Origin of the sequence: Mitsuaria chitosanitabida ATCC BAA-476 = NBRC 102408, from assembly GCF_001598255.1 — a bacterium.
Taxonomy (GTDB): domain Bacteria; phylum Pseudomonadota; class Gammaproteobacteria; order Burkholderiales; family Burkholderiaceae_C; genus Roseateles; species Roseateles chitosanitabidus.
Map to the genome: position 1 here is coordinate 1 of NZ_BCYP01000007.1, position 14,919 is coordinate 14,919.

General features: G+C 70.8%; 11 protein-coding genes. 10 read left to right on the forward strand and 1 reads right to left on the reverse strand.

Going from position 1 to position 14,919, the window contains the following annotated elements; all coding sequences use genetic code 11:
* Window positions 1-455: 455 nt before the first annotated feature.
* The 6 genes from MCHT01_RS04790 to upp all read left to right on the forward strand — a co-directional run bounded on the left by MCHT01_RS04790 (window position 456) and on the right by upp (window position 8,859).
* Complete coding sequence (locus MCHT01_RS04790) at window positions 456-1,781, forward strand: efflux RND transporter periplasmic adaptor subunit (protein ID WP_084451884.1); 1,326 nt, start codon at window positions 456-458, stop codon at window positions 1,779-1,781.
* The gene (locus tag MCHT01_RS04795; RefSeq protein WP_084451886.1) at window positions 1,781-4,984 is read left to right on the forward strand and encodes an efflux RND transporter permease subunit; all 3,204 of its coding nucleotides are present in this window, start codon (window positions 1,781-1,783) and stop codon (window positions 4,982-4,984) included. Before MCHT01_RS04790 ends, MCHT01_RS04795 begins: the two co-directional genes overlap by 1 nt.
* Window positions 4,981-6,477: an efflux transporter outer membrane subunit gene (locus MCHT01_RS04800; RefSeq protein WP_067063119.1), complete on the forward strand. Its 1,497-nt coding sequence runs from the start codon at window positions 4,981-4,983 to the stop codon at window positions 6,475-6,477. Before MCHT01_RS04795 ends, MCHT01_RS04800 begins: the two co-directional genes overlap by 4 nt.
* Window positions 6,478-6,573: 96 nt before the next feature.
* Entirely contained in the window at window positions 6,574-7,293 is a 720-nt protein-coding gene (locus tag MCHT01_RS04805; RefSeq protein WP_067063121.1) for an acetyltransferase domain-containing protein, read from the forward strand.
* Window positions 7,294-7,314: 21 nt separating this feature from the next.
* Window positions 7,315-8,073 carry a 23S rRNA (guanosine(2251)-2'-O)-methyltransferase RlmB gene (gene rlmB, locus MCHT01_RS04810; protein WP_067063123.1) on the forward strand — a complete coding sequence of 253 codons (759 nt, stop codon included), beginning with the start codon at window positions 7,315-7,317 and terminating at the stop codon, window positions 8,071-8,073.
* A gap of 153 nt (window positions 8,074-8,226) precedes the next feature.
* Window positions 8,227-8,859 (forward strand): uracil phosphoribosyltransferase, encoded by a 633-nt coding sequence (upp, locus tag MCHT01_RS04815; protein ID WP_067063125.1) that lies wholly within the window; start codon window positions 8,227-8,229, stop codon window positions 8,857-8,859.
* A gap of 67 nt (window positions 8,860-8,926) precedes the next feature.
* Here the strand turns inward: upp and MCHT01_RS04820 are convergent, their stop codons facing one another.
* Complete coding sequence (locus tag MCHT01_RS04820; protein ID WP_245643168.1) at window positions 8,927-10,126, reverse strand: glycosyltransferase; 1,200 nt, start codon at window positions 10,124-10,126, stop codon at window positions 8,927-8,929.
* A gap of 368 nt (window positions 10,127-10,494) precedes the next feature.
* Here MCHT01_RS04820 and MCHT01_RS04825 point away from each other — a divergent pair, with 368 nt between their 5' ends.
* Genes MCHT01_RS04825 through MCHT01_RS04840 form a run of 4 tightly spaced genes read left to right on the forward strand, consistent with a single transcriptional unit; the run spans window position 10,495 to window position 14,892 of the window.
* Window positions 10,495-11,754, forward strand: a complete 1,260-nt coding sequence (locus MCHT01_RS04825) for a TIGR02270 family protein (protein ID WP_169806092.1) — start codon at window positions 10,495-10,497, stop codon at window positions 11,752-11,754.
* The gene (locus tag MCHT01_RS04830) at window positions 11,742-12,827 is read left to right on the forward strand and encodes a DUF2169 family type VI secretion system accessory protein (protein ID WP_067063133.1); all 1,086 of its coding nucleotides are present in this window, start codon (window positions 11,742-11,744) and stop codon (window positions 12,825-12,827) included. Before MCHT01_RS04825 ends, MCHT01_RS04830 begins: the two co-directional genes overlap by 13 nt.
* The gene (locus MCHT01_RS04835) at window positions 12,824-13,909 is read left to right on the forward strand and encodes a hypothetical protein (protein ID WP_067063135.1); all 1,086 of its coding nucleotides are present in this window, start codon (window positions 12,824-12,826) and stop codon (window positions 13,907-13,909) included. Before MCHT01_RS04830 ends, MCHT01_RS04835 begins: the two co-directional genes overlap by 4 nt.
* Window positions 13,906-14,892 carry a DUF4150 domain-containing protein gene (locus MCHT01_RS04840; protein WP_067063138.1) on the forward strand — a complete coding sequence of 329 codons (987 nt, stop codon included), beginning with the start codon at window positions 13,906-13,908 and terminating at the stop codon, window positions 14,890-14,892. Before MCHT01_RS04835 ends, MCHT01_RS04840 begins: the two co-directional genes overlap by 4 nt.
* The last annotated feature ends 27 nt before the right edge of the window (window positions 14,893-14,919 follow it).

Consider the following 14,919-nt stretch of genomic DNA (forward strand, 5'->3'; position numbering starts at 1 on the left):
CGCCGATGCCGATGCCGATGCCGATGCCGATGCCGATGCCGATGCCGAGGCCGAGGCCGAGGCCGAGGCCGAGGTCGAGGTCGAGGTCGAGGTCGAGGTCGACGAGGTCGGCGACGTGGCAGCGGTCGCGGCCGGCGAGCCGGGCAGGACGGGCGAGGGGGACGACGAGGACGGATGAACCATGCGCGGGCGGGACGAGGGGCCTCGAGGAAGCGGCACGCGGGACGCGGCGCGCGGAAACGAAAGTCATGGGGCGACGGCGTCCGGAGGGCGCTCGTCGCGCGCGAAGGGCGCATGATGGCCGCGCCGCGGGCCGCGCATCAAGCATCTCCGCGAGCGTGGACGGACCTTCAAGGTCTCTCCACATTCCGCGCGCAGCATGCGCCGCCATGCCCAGGATTCTCACACTCCGCGCGCGCGCGGCTGCCCGCCTCGCCGGCCTCGCGTCCGCGACGATGACTTCCGTCACCCCCGAGCGCGCGCTCGACGCCCGTCCCTCGCGACGCGCGATCGCCGCGTTGCCGGCTCTGCTGCCCGTGGTGCTCGCGCTCGGCCTGAGCGCCTGCAAGAGCGACAGCGACGCCGCCGGCAAGGGCGCGCCGACGCCGCCCGAGGTGGGCGTGGTCATCGTCGCCCAGCAGGACGCGCCGCTGGCGCTGGAGCTGCCCGGCCGGCTGTCCGCCAGCCAGGTCGCCGAGATCCGGCCGCAGGTCAGCGGCATCGTGCGCCAGCGCCTCTTCGTCGAGGGCTCGACCGTGCGCGCGGGCCAGCCGCTCTATCAGCTGGACGCCGCCACCTACGAGGCCGAGCGCGCCCGCACCGCCGCCGCGCTGCAGAAGGCCGAGGCCCAGGCCGGCGTCGCCCGCACCCGCGCCGAGCGCGATGCCGAACTGCTCAAGGCCGACGCGCTGAGCCGCCAGGCCGCCGACGACAGCGCCAGCACCGCGCGCCAGATGCAGGCCGAGGTCGCCGTGGCCCGCGCCGCGCTGGACGCCGCGCGCGTGCAGCTGGAGCGCACCCGGATCGCCGCCCCGATCGCCGGCCGCATCGAGGTCTCCACCGTGACGGCCGGCGCGTTGGTCACCGCCAACCAGACGCAGGCGTTGACCACCGTCCAGCAGCTCGACCCCATGCACGTCGACATCGTGCAGAGCAGCGCCGAGATCCTGCAGCTGCGCCGCCAGCTGGGCGGCGAGGGGCAGGGCGATCAGGGGCCGAGCCGCCAGATCCGTCTGCTGCTGGAAGACGGCAGCGAGCATCCGCAGGCCGGCACGCTGCAGGTCAGCGGCGTGACCGTGGACCGCGGCACTGGCGCCGTGACGCTGCGCGCGACCGTGCCCAATCCCAAGGGCACGCTGCTGCCCGGCATGGTGGTGCGCGCCAGGCTGGTCGCGGGCGTCGACAACGACGCCATCGTCGTGCCGCAGCAGGGCGTGAGCCGCTCGCCGACCGGCGAGGCCACCGCGCTCGTCGTCGGCGAGGGCAACAAGCTCGAGCTGCGCCGCCTCAAGCTCAAGCGCGCGGTCGGCAACCAGTGGGTGGTCGGCTCGGGCCTGAACGCCGGCGACAAGCTGGTCGTCGAGGGCCTGCAGCGCGTGCGCGCGAACCAGGTCGTCACGCCGGTCCCGGCGGGCTCCACCAGGAACGGCAAGAAGAAGGGCGGCGCGGAGAGCGCGGCCAAGCCCGCCTCGGCGCCGGCATCGGCCGGCTCGGGCGTGGCCTCGGCGACCGCGGCGATCACCACCGCGGCGGCGGCGACGACGGCGCGCGGGAACGTCTGATGGCCTCGTTCTTCATCGACCGGCCCATCTTCGCGTGGGTCATCGCGATCGTGATCATGCTGGCCGGCGGCGCGGCGGTGATGGTGCTGCCCTTGGAGCGCTATCCCGACATCGCCCCGACCCGCATCTCGATCAACACCAGCTACCCCGGCGCGGCCGCCAAGGCCATCGAGGACTCGGTCACCCAGGTGATCGAGCAGAACCTCAAGGGCATCGACGGGCTGTTCTCCATGGAGTCCTCGAGCAACGCCTCGGGCGGCGCCAGCACGGTGCTGAGCTTCGTCGCCGGCACCGATCCGGACCTGGCGCAGATGCAGGTCCAGAACAAGGTCTCGCAGTCGCTGTCGCGGCTGCCGCAGGCGGTGCAGGCGCAGGGCGTGCGGGTCACCAAGGCCGGCACCGAGCCGCTGATGGTGGCCATGCTCACCAGCGAGGACCCGGGCGTGAGTTCCGCCGACCTGGGCGACTACCTGTCCAGCACGCTGCAGGACATCATCAGCCGCGTCGAGGGCGTGGGCGACATCAACGTCTTCGGCTCCGGCTACGCGATGCGCATCTGGCTGGACCCGACCAAGCTGCAGCGCTACGCGCTCGTGCCCGGCGACATCCGCAACGCGCTGCTGGCGCAGAACACCGAGGTCTCGGCCGGCCAACTGGGCGCGCAGCCCGCGCCGGAGGGCCAGCGCCTGACGGCCATCATCACCGCGCGCGCCAAGCTGCAGACGCCGGAGCAGTTCCGCAAGATCGTGCTGCGCGTGCAGCCCGACGGCTCCGCGCTGCGCCTGGGCGACGTGGCCCGCGTCGAGCTGGGCCGCGACAGCTACACCACCAACGTGCGCAGCAGCGGCACGGTGGCGGCCGGCATGGCCATCCTGCCGGCCTCGGGCGCCAACGCGCTCAAGACGGCCGAGCTGGTCAAGGCCAAGTTCCATGAGCTCGAACCCTTCTTCCCGCACGGGATGAAGATCACCTTCACCTACGACACCACGCCGTTCATCAGCGTGTCCATCGAGGGCGTGATCCACACGCTGATCGAGGCCATGGTGCTGGTGGTCGCGATCATGTACCTGTTCATGCAGAACCTGCGCGCGACGCTGGTCCCGGCGATCGCCGTGCCGGTGGTGCTGCTCGGGACCTTCGGCGTGCTGGCGCTGGCGGGCTACTCGATCAACTCGCTGACCATGTTCGGCCTGGTGCTGGCGATCGGTCTGCTGGTCGACGACGCGATCGTCGTCGTCGAGAACGTCGAGCGCCTGATGCGCGAGGAGGGCCTGAGCCCCCGCGACGCGACCCGCGCCAGCATGAAGGAGATCAGCGGCGCCCTGGTGGGCATCGCGGTCGTGCTGTCGGCGGTGTTCATCCCGATGGCCTTCTTCGGCGGCTCCACCGGCATGATCTATCGCCAGTTCTCGATCACGGTCGTGAGCGCGATGGTGCTGTCGGTGTTCGTCGCGATGAGCCTCTCGCCCGCGCTGTGCGCGACCGTGCTCAAGCCGGTCCACAAGGGCGAGCATGCGGCCCACGGCGGCCCCTTCGGCCAGCAGCTGGACTGGTTCTTCGGCGGCTTCAACCGCCAGTTCGACCGCTTCACCGACCGCTACGTGACTCGCGTGCGCTGGCTGACGGCCCGCGGCGTGCGCAGCTTCCTGGTGTACCTGCTGCTGATCGCGGGCCTGGCGGCGCTGTACCGGACGCTGCCGACCTCCTTCCTGCCGGACGAGGACCAGGGCAGCCTGCAGATCCAGGTCCGGATGGCGCCGGGCGCGACCTCCGAGCGCATGGAGGCGGTGGCCCAGAGCATCGAGGCCTACCTGGGCCAGCAGCAGGAAGTGCAGTTCTACAACCTCGTGCGTGGCGCCAACGGCGACCAGGGCTCGGGACAGGGCTTCATCCGCCTGAAGGACTGGGGCGACCGACCCGCGGCGGCCCAGTCGGCCGGCGCGCTGGCCGAGCGCTTCAGCCGCGAGCTGGGCAAGAAGGTGCGCGACGCCAACATCTACGTCGTGCAGCCGCCGACGGTGCGCGGCCTGGGCGGCAGCGCGGGCATCCAGCTCTTCCTGCAGGACCTGGGCGGCGTGGGCTCGGAGGCGCTGATCGAGGCGCGCGACCGCCTGATCGACCTGGCCAACGCGCGGCCCGAGTTGACCCGCGCGCGCACCAACAGCCTGACCGAGACCCCGCAGCTGCAGATCGACATCGACGACCACAAGGCCGGCACGCTGGGCGTGACGACCACGACGATCAACGACACGCTGTCGATCGCGCTGGGCAGCAGCTACGTCAACGACTTCATCGACCGCGGCCGCGTCAAGCGGGTGCTGGTGCAGGGGGAGGGCGCCTACCGCGCCGATCCCGACGCGCTGCGCCATTGGTACGTGCGCAATGCCAGCGGGGAGATGGTGTCCTTCGCCGCCTTCGCCACCGCCGGCTGGACCAACGGGCCGCGCCAGCTGGTGCGCTACAACGGCAGCGCCGCCTACGAGATCCAGGCCGACGTGCAGCCGGGCGTGAGCTCGGGCGCGGCGATGCGCGCGATGGAGCAGATCCTGCGCGAGATGCCGCCCGGCGTGGGCTTCGAGTGGTCCGGCCGCAGCTACCAGGAGCGGCTCTCTGGCGACCAGGCGCCGCTGCTGTACGCGGTGTCGGTGCTGTTCATCTTCCTGTGCCTGGCCGCCTTGTACGAGAGCTGGTCCGTGCCCTTCAGCGTGATGCTGGTGGTGCCGCTGGGCATCATCGGCGCGCTCGCGGCCAGCCACCTCGGCGGGCAGATGAACGACGTCTTCTTCCAGGTGGGCCTGCTCACGACGGTGGGCTTGTCGGCGAAGAACGCGATCCTGATCGTGGAGTTCGCCGAGACCTTGCTGGGACAGGGCATGTCGCTGCTCGAGGCCACGCTCAAGGCCTGCAAGCAGCGTCTGCGACCGATCCTGATGACCTCGCTCGCCTTCATGATGGGCGTGCTCCCGCTGGCGCTGGCGCGCGGCGCGGGCTCCGGCTCGCAACGCGCGATCGGCGTGGGCGTGCTTGGCGGCATGGGTTCGGCGACGCTGCTGGGCATCTTCTTCGTGCCGCTGTTCTACCTGTGGGTGAAGCAACGGTTCAGCAGGGCGGGCAAGCCGTCGCCCGCGCATGGCGCGCAGGACGCCTCGGCCATCGCGGCCGACGGCAAGGACCATGGCATCGACGACGCGGAGGTGGCATGAAGCGCGCGATCGCCCTGATCCCCGTCGTCATCGGGCTTGGCGGCCTGACGGCCTGCGGCAGCCTGGCCCCCGCGGACGGCGGGGCCAAGCCGCCGATGCGGGAGGATTTCCGCGTCGTGACGCCGGCGGCGAGCGCCGCCTCGGCGCTCGCGCCGATCGCCGCGGCCACCGGCGCGAGCGCGCCGGCCTCATCGTCGTCCGCGTCGTCGCTGGCTGCGTCGACTTCCACGTCGGCGTCGACGGCGACCGCCGACGCCGCCAACGAGTGGTACGGCTTCTTCGCGGACGAGCGCATCGACCGCGTGGTCGCCATCGCGCTCGACCAGAGCCGCAGCCTGCGTGCCAGCACGGCGGCGGTGGCGCGCGTCCGCGCGCAGTACCGCATCGCGGAGTCCGATCGACTGCCGCAGCTGTCGGCGGGCGTGTCGGCGACGCGCCAGCGCACGGCGACCAGCGGCGCGGCCACGACCTACGCGGCCAACCTCGGCCTGGCGGCCTACGAGATCGATCTCTTCGATCGCCTCGGCAGCCTGGAGGGGGCGGCGCTGTCGCGCTTCCTGGCCGAGGAGGAGAACCAGCGCAGCGCGCGGCTGAGCCTGGTGGCCGAGGTCACCAACGCCTGGCTGACGCTGGCGGCGGAGCGGCAACGCCTGCTGCTGGCCGAGCAACTGCGCGACAGCCAGCGCCGCACGCTGGACCTGACCGAGCGCCAGTACCAGCTGGGCGCGACCTCGGGCCTGGACCGCGCGCGGGCGCGCACCGCCTTCGAGTCGGCACGCGGCGACGCGGCACGCAGCGCGGGCGCGGTGGAACAGGCGCGGTTGCGGCTGGAGCTGCTCGCCGGCCAGCCGCTCCCCGACGCGCTGCTGCCCACCGGCCAGGACACGCGCGCCGCGACGGCATTGCCGGAGCTCCCCGGCGGCCTGCCCGCCGACGTGCTGCTGCGGCGGCCTGACCTGCGCGCGGCCGAGCAGCGCCTGCGCGCCGCGTCCTTCGACGTCGGCGCCGCGCGCGCGGCGCGCTTCCCGCGCCTGACGCTGACCGCCAGCGCCGGCACCCGCAGCAGCGACCTGGACGAGCTGTTCAAGTCCGGCAGCGGCGTGTGGAGCCTGATGCCCTCGATCGACCTGCCGATCTTCGACGGCGGTGCCCGCAAGGCCCGGGTCGAGGTCAGCGAGGCCACGCGCCAGGAGGCGATCGCGGGGTACGAGCTGGCGCTGCAATCGGCCTTCCGCGAGGTGGCCGACGCGCTGGCGGTGCGGGATCGCCTGGCCGAGCGGCTCGATGCGCAGCAGGCGCAGGTCGCGGCCGCGGAGCAGACCCTGCGGCTGGCCGAGCAGAGCTATCGGCTGGGCAGCATCAGCCAGCTGGAGCTGCTGGACGCGCAGCGGCAGCTGGCCGCGGCGCGCCAGCAGCTCGTGACGCTGCGGCAGACCGAGCAGGCCAATCGCGTGGAACTGATGCGGGTGCTGGGCGGTCGCTGGCAGGGCTGAGTTTTGTAGACTGCCGCCTTGATGAACGCACCGGATCGCCTTTCCCCCGCCCGTCCCGACCCCATCCCGGGGGACGACGCCGTCAGGCCGGCGCCCATGCCACCCACGCCGCGCTTCGATCGACTCGACGCGCTGCGCGGGCTGGCGATGGTGTGGATGACCGCCTTCCACTTCTGCTTCGACCTGAGCTACTTCCGGGTCATCGCGCAGGACTTCTACCGCGATCCGTTCTGGACCTGGCAGCGCAGCGCCATCGTCAGCCTCTTCCTGCTGTGCGCGGGAGCGGGTCAGGCGGTCGCGGTGGGGCAGGGGCAGACCTCCTTCCGCTTCTGGCGGCGCTGGGGCCAGATCATGGGCTGCGCTCTGCTGGTGTCCATCGGCTCCTACGGGATGTTCCCGCGCTCGTTCATCAGCTTCGGCGTGCTGCACGGCATGGCGCTGATGCTCATCCTCACCCGCTTCGGCTTCTCGCGGCTGCCCGACATCGCGCTGTGGGCCCTGGGCGCGGTCGCGATCGCGCTGCCCTTCCTGGTCCAGCATCCCTTCTTCGACACCCGCACCACGAATTGGGTCGGGCTGGTCACGCACAAGCCGCTGACCGAGGACTACGTCCCGCTGCTGCCCTGGCTGGGCCCGATGCTGTGGGGCTTCGCGCTGGCGCGCACCGAGGCGGTCCGCGACTGGATGCGGCGTCCGCTGCCGGGCCTGACACGGCCGCTGGCGGGGCTCGGGCGCTGGTCGCTGTCCTACTACATGGTCCACCAGCCGGTGCTGATCGGTGCCCTGATGGGCGCGCGGCAGCTGGGGTGGATCTGAGAGCGGCGACAATCGCGCCCCATGAACGCTCCTTCCAAGACCCAGATCCTGTTCGGCTTCCACGCCGTCACCGTGCGGCTCAAGACCGCCCCCGAGTCGGTGCAGGAGATCCATTTCGACGGCACGCGCAAGGACCAGCGCATGCGCACGTTCCTGGACAAGGCCCAGGCGGCCGGGGCCAAGCTGGTCGAGAGCGACGACGACCGGCTGCAGAAGCTGGGCGGCTCGCACCGTCACCAGGGCGTGGTGGCGCGGGTCAAGGCCGTGGCGCAGTCGCACTCGCTGGACGAGGTGCTGGACGACGTCGAGGGCCCCCCGCTGGTGCTGGTGCTGGACGGCGTGACCGATCCGCACAACCTGGGCGCCTGCCTGCGGGTGGCCGACGGCGCCGGCGCGCACGCGGTGGTCGCCCCGAAGGACCATTCGGTCGGCCTGAACGCCACGGTGGCCAAGGTGGCCAGCGGCGCGGCCGAGACCGTCCCCTATCTCATGATCACCAACCTGGCGCGCACGCTCAACGAGCTCAAGGAGCGCGACATCTGGGTGATCGGCACCTCGGACCAGGCGGAGAAGACCCTGTACGACCTGGACCTGACCGGTCCGGTGGCGCTGGTGCTGGGCGCCGAGGGCGACGGCATGCGCCAGCTCACCGCCAAGACCTGCGACGAACTGGTGCGCATCCCCATGCAGGGCGCGGTGGAGAGCCTGAACGTCTCCGTCGCGGCCGGTGTCAGCCTGTACGAGGCGCTGCGCCAGCGTCAGGCCAAGGCCAAGGGCTGACCGCCGATCGCGCCGCGCCGGGCCCGTGAGGGCGCCGACCGGGCACGCGACTTGCGACGCGAGATAATCGCGCCACTGCGGCCCCTCGGGGCCGCTCCAACATCCGAAGGGCCCCGCGCGGGGCCGCTTCCCCTTACCGGATCGCACATCGCCATGGCCGTCATCGAAGTCACGCACCCCCTCGTCAAGCACAAGATCGGCCTGATGCGGGAGGGCGACATGTCCACCAAGAAGTTCCGCGAGCTGACCAACGAGGTCGCCCGCCTGCTGGCCTACGAGGCGACGGCGGACTTCCCGCTCGAGAAGACCACCATCGAGGGCTGGTGTGGCCAGGTCGAGATCGACCAGATCGCCGGCCGCAAGGTCACCGTGGTGCCCATCCTGCGCGCGGGCCTGGGCATGCTGGACGGCGTGCTGGACATGATGCCCAACGCCAAGGTCAGCGTCGTCGGCCTGGCCCGCGACCACGAGACCCTGCAACCGGTGAACTACTTCGAGAAGTTCGTCGGTCAGCTGGACCAGCGCACGGCGCTGATCATCGACCCGATGCTGGCCACGGCCGGCTCGATGATCGCCACGGTGGACCTGCTGAAGAAGCGCGGCTGCAAGGACATCCGCGCGCTGGTGCTGGTGGCGGCCCCCGAGGGCGTGGCCGCGCTGACGAAGGCCCATCCGGACGTCCGCTGCTGGACCGCCGCGATCGACTCCCACCTCAACGAGGACGGCTACATCATCCCGGGCCTGGGCGACGCCGGCGACAAGATCTTCGGCACCAAGGACGTCTGAGTCCTACCGAACTTCCATGCGAACGGGACGCCGAGGCGTCCCGTTTCTCATGGGCGGCGAGGCGGGCTCAGGGGCGCACGTCGCCGACGACGGCGCTGGCCGGCGGCGTGGTGACCCCGGCGGCTCGGCGCGCGTACAGCGCCTCGAGCTGACGTCCGCAGACGCGGATGTCGAAGCGCTCCATGGCGAGCGCGCGGGCCTCGCGGCCCATGTCGTCGCGCAGGGCGTTGTCGCCCAGGAGCCGGCACAGGTGCCCGGCCAGGGCCTCGTGGTCGCGCTCGGCGAAGCCGAAGCCGGTGCGGCCGTCGACGATGCCCTCGTCGCGTCCGCCCACCGCCGAGGTCACGACCGGCACCCCGGCCGCCTGCGCCTCGAGGATGGAGATCGGCAGGCCCTCCGCGTCCCCGGTCGCGCTGACGACGCTGGGCAGGCAGAAGAGGGCGCACGCGTCCATCAGGCGGCGGACCTGCTCGGAGGAGCGCGCGCCGAGGAAGTCGACCGGCGCGGCCAGCTCGGCGGCCAGCGCCTCGTTGCGCGCGCGCAGCGGGCCGTCGCCGACCACCTTCACGCGGGCCTCGGGGAAGCGCTCGCGCACGCGGGTCATGGCGCGGATCAGCACCTCCAGGCCCTTCTTCTCGACCTGGCGTCCGACGAAGAGGATGTGGGGCGGCCGCGCCCCCGGCGTGATCGGGCCGGGCCGGAAGGTGGTCACGTCCACGCCGATGAAGACCTTCTCGATCTTGTCGGCCGGCAGCTGGTAGCCGGTGATCGCGCGCTGGCGCACGGCCTCGGACACGGCGATGAAGCTGACGCGGGGATCGGCCGCCATCTCGCGCAGGCGGCGCGGGTAGTCGCGCAGGTGCTGCCCGCCCTGGCCGGACTCCCAGGACTCGGGATGGGTGTGGATGTCGTAGCCGTGCAGGGTCACGACGACGGGCAGGCCCAGACGGCGCAGCCAGGGCCAGGCGGTGACGGCGTCGACGCCGAAATGCGCGTGGATCAGCTCCGGTCGGATGCCGTCGGCGGGCGCCATCAGCGCGCGCAGCGAGGCCGGCATCGGCCAGCCGAGGCGGCGGAACAGCCGCCAGCGCCAGCGGTCGGCGAGGGTCTCGGGGGCGGTCAGATGGATCTGCAGGCCGTCCAGGGGGAGCCCCTTGGGCGTGAGCCGCTGGCCCACGAGCGTCGCCTGCCAGGTCTTGAGCTTCAAGGCCTGCTGTTTCACGAAGGTCTCGGACAACGGCAGCAAGGCGTTGCGGACCACAAGCACACGTCTCAACGCGCCCTCCGGATGAGCCCCCGTTCCAGAGGAGGCTTCTTGTCGATGGAAAGCATCATCATCGAGAGCGGTTACAGGGCTGTAAACACTCGACGCGGGGGAAGGCGCGGAGGAATGGGCAGAAGTGCCGGCCCGAGGGGAAAAGGTGCTCATCCGGATCGTGCCGATCCGCGGCGGCGGGCGGCGCGGGTTCGTGACTTTGTTCACTGGCTGCCACCCGCCGTGGTCACCTACCGTGCCTGTCAGACACAGCCAACACGCCTGGGCCGTCGACGGTCGACACGTCGAGCACCGGGTGATCAGGGGAATCACTGCGGATGGACAGGGCCATTGGATTCAGGCCATGGGAAGTCACGGCCATGACCAACGAGGCCGTGCTGGCGATGCACGCCGAGGAGGCTCCCTTCCTCTGGGCGTCGCGCGATCACGCCGTCCAGGCCGCCCACTACACGCTCGACGCGCTCGTGCGACTGGATGACCGCGTGCAGGCGCATCTGGAGGGGCTGCAGGTGGATGCCGACGCTGGCGCGCGACATGCCCGCAGGGCCCTGGCGACGCTGGACGTCGGGACTGTCTTCATGGGGGGCGCATTGGCGTTCCAAGGCGATGAACCGGATCGGGTTCGTGACGCGTTCGCGGCCGCCAGCGGTGTGCCGGACGGTCACCGGCCATTGGCGAGCGCTCTGGCATGGCAGGACGACGGCGCTTCGCGGCGCTGGCGAGAGCGCCTGCTGAAATCGTCCTCCCCTCAAGCCCGCCGCGTCGCCGTTGATGCGTCGCGCCTGTGCCGCAGCACGACCGTCGCCGAGGTGCTCGAGGCCCTCGACGACCGGGACCCGCAGGTCCGTGCCGCCGGCGCCCGGGCGGCGGGCGAGTGCCGTCTTGCAGGCGCGATCGGGCCGCTGCGCGCGCGCCTTCAGGACGGCGACGATCGCTGCCGTTTCTGGACTGCCTGGTCGCTGACCTTGCTCGACGATGCCGATGGTCTCGCCGCGCTGATTCCCTTTTGCGAGCACCCGCCGGTGGCCTGGCGGGCAATCGAGCTGAGCCTGCGCGTGCTGTCCCTCGAACGGGGTCGCGAGCTCACGCGCCGCCTGGCCGGCGCGCCGTTCGGACGAGCGCTGATGATCGGCGCCACCGGCGTCGTCGGCGACCCGCAGGCGCTGCCGTGGTTGCTGGGCCAGATGAACGATCCGGTCGTGGCGCGCATCGCCGGCGAGGCGTTCAGCGGGATCACCGGCGTCGACCTCGAGCGCGATGACCTGTCGAAGGACGCCCCGGACCTCGAGGACGCCGACGAGGCGCCGACATCGGACACGGTGGACGCCGACGGCGCGGGGATGCCTCCTCGTCATCAGGACAGCCTCTCCTGGCCCGACGTCGACAAGCTCAAGGCCTGGTGGGACCGGCACCGGGACGAGTTTCGTCCCGGCCAACGTCACCTGTGCGGGCAGCCGGTGTCGGTGGCCCAAGCCCTGCATGTACTGAAACACGGCCGGCAGCGTGAGCGGGCCGCCGCGGCACTTGAGCTGTCGCTGCTGGAGCCGTCCACGGTGCTGTTCGACGTCCGCGCCCGCGGACGCCTGCAAAGGAAGCGGATGGCGCCATGGAGTTCGTGAACGAGACCGGCGTGCAGGCCGGATGGACCCTGGGTTTCGATCGCGAGGGTCGCGAGCTGGTCGTGGTCGCGATCAAGGCGACCTTCGACATTCCGCGCGCCGGCGAGACGCCGATGCTCTCCGAGGTCCAGGTGCCGCTGATCGAAGCCGACGAGTTCAGTGGCGATCCCGGCTGGAGCGCGCCGGTGAGGGAAGTGGACTTCGCGCATCACAAGCCCCAGTGCGATGTGCTGATCCATGGCAGCGCCTACGCGGCGGGGCCGGGCCATTCGCGCGTCATCGTCGGTGTCGGCGTGTCGACGATGCGCAAGGCTTTCGTCGTGACCGGGCCGCGGCAATGGCGCCGGGGCGTGCTCGGCATCACGCCGGGCCAGCCGGAAGCGTTCACCCGCGCAGCGATCAGCTACGACAACGCCTATGGCGGAACCGATTCCGCCGATGACGCCAGACCGGTCAAGGCCTACCGGACCAACCCCGTGGGTCTGGGCTATCGGCCCTACCAGCACGGCATCGACGGCGCGCCGATGCCGATCACCGAGGAGCTCGACGCCCCCGTGACCGAGACCGATGGCGGCTACCGGCCGATGTCCTTCGGTCCGATCGGCCGGAGCTGGTCGCCCAGGGCCGCGCTGGCGGGCACCTATGACGATGCCTGGCGTGATCGTCGCGCCCCGTTCTGGCCCGCCGATTTCGACGATCGCTACTTCCAGTCGGCGCCGCAGGACCAGCAGATCGCTCATCCCGTTGGCGGCGAGGTGGTGACGCTACGCCACCTCACGCCGGACGGCCATGTCGCCTTTGCGTTGCCGAGGATGCCGATGCCGGTGCGATTCGTGCCGCACAAGGGGCGGGAGCAACTCACGGCCGCCACGATCGATACGATCGTCATCGAGCCGGACGAAGGCCGCTTCACGATGACCTATCGGGCCAGCCAGGCGATGCGCCGCAGCTGCTTCGACCTGCGCCAGGTCATCGCGGGCGAGCCCTCGGCCGCGTGGTTCCGCGCGCGCCGTCTCGGCAACAAGCCTTACTACAGGAGCCTGGCCGAACTGGTCAGGAACCGCCGGCCATGAGCGCGTCGACCCTGCCAACGCTCTCCGTCCTGGCCAGCGGCCTGGTGACCTGCCTCGGCTTCAACGGCCCGGCGAGCCTCGCGGCCATGCGGGCTGGCGTCCGTCACGTGCGGCTCACCAACCTCTGGGATCCCTTCGCTGGCGATTACGTGGCAGCCGGCAAGGTCGACCTGCCGCAGTGGTCGCCCGGCGCAGGCAAGCTGGCCGACCTGGTGGCGCCCGCCATCGGCGAATGCTTCAAGGCCGCGATGGCCGCCACGCAGACCGATGCTCGGCGCATTCCGTTGTTCCTGGTCTTGCCGCGCCCCGATCGTCCCCATCTTCAGGCGCGGCTGGACGAGCGGCTGCTGGGCGAGATCGGCTTCAAGCTGAACCTGCCTGTGCATGCCGCCAGCCGCCTCTTTCCGGCGGATCGGGCGGCCACCGTCTCCGCGTTGGCCGCCGCCCAGCAATGGCTGGTGGGCAACGCGGAGCCGTACTGCGTGGTCGCCGGGGTCGACAGCCTCATCGAGCCGAAGCTGGTCGACGAGCTGTTGCACCGCCGGCGCATCCTCAGCGGCGGCAACTCCAACGGGTTCTCGCCAGGCGAGGCCGCCTCGGCCGTGCTCATCGGCCGCGATGGCCACGGCTTCGACAGCGAGCTCCAGATCCTCGGTTGGGGCTCCGGCCACGAACCTGCGACGCCGGAATCGGACGTGCCCCTGCGCGGCGACGGGCTGATCGAGGCGATCGGACAGGCCCTCCGGGTCAGCGGCCTGTCGATGCAGGAGACGCACTTCCGCATCGCCGACCTGAATGGCGAGCACGACCGCTTCAAGGAGATGACCTTCGCGATGCTGCGCTACGAGCGTCAACCGCGGCCCTTGCTCAACGAACTGTGGCATCCGGTCGAGCATGTCGGCGAGGTCGGGGCCGCGATCGGCCCGCTGCTGCTGGCCGTGGCGCTTCATGCGGGGCAGCGGGACTATGGCGTCGGGTCGACCGCGTTGTGCACCCTGTCCAACGATGACGGCGCCAGGGCCTGCGTCGTCACGCGTTTTCGCCAACCAGCGGGCCAGCCGTCGACCGGAAGTGCGCGATGAGCAGGAAGGTCTACGCCAACGGCCGCGAGATCTCGGCGAAAAAGGACGACAACAAGGCGATCTGCTCGATGCCGGACGTCTGCCTGTCTCCACCCGGCCCGCCGGCCGGGCCGATTCCCATCCCGTATCCCAACACCGCGCAGGCGAGCGACACCGACGGGGGATCCCGCAGCGTGAAGATCGGCGGCGGCGAAGTCGGGTTGAAGAACGTTTCCACCTACAAGAAGAGCACGGGCGACGAGGCCGCGACCAAGTCGTTCGGCATGAGCGTGATCAGCCACAACATCCAGGGCCCGCTCAAGCATGCGGCCTGGTCCATGGACGTGCGCATCGAGGGTCAGAACGTGATCCGGCACATGGACATGACCACGCAGAACCACTCCAACCCGGGTTCGGTGCCTGGCATCGACATCGCGAGCATGGCCGCGCCCGGCGGCGATCCCGAGTGCGTCGAACTGGAAAAGATGGCACGGCAGGCGGTCACCGACGACTTCGTTGGCAAGGAGATCCCCGGCAACGTCGCGCTGGTGAACAGCAAGACCTCCGGAGGCGCGTTCTACAAGGCGGTGCAGCCGGACAATGCGCAGATCATCCATTCCGGCAAGGCCGCCGGTTACGCCAAGCCGCATGGGGAAGCCAGCCATCCCTGCGACGGCAAGGCGCACAACTCCAATTCGCAGGGAAATCGCGATCATTGCGAATGCAAGATCCTGCACAAGGCCAGCGCCGAGGGCATGAGCGGCGGCGGATCGATCACCATGCGCATCAACTGGAACACCGATGGCGCCTTGTCGGACAGCCCGTGCGGCGCCTGCATGGGATCGTTGTGCGATGCCGCCGCCAACTGCGACGTCGAGATCTACCTGTGCAACGGGCCGCCTGACAACATGAAGAAGCAGAAGGCTCCGTGCCATACCGTCAACCACAAGGACGGCTCCCAATCCCACAAGTGGCAGTCCAAGCGCTGGACCAAACACAAATGAATCGTCGACCCCCTCCCCATATCGCAG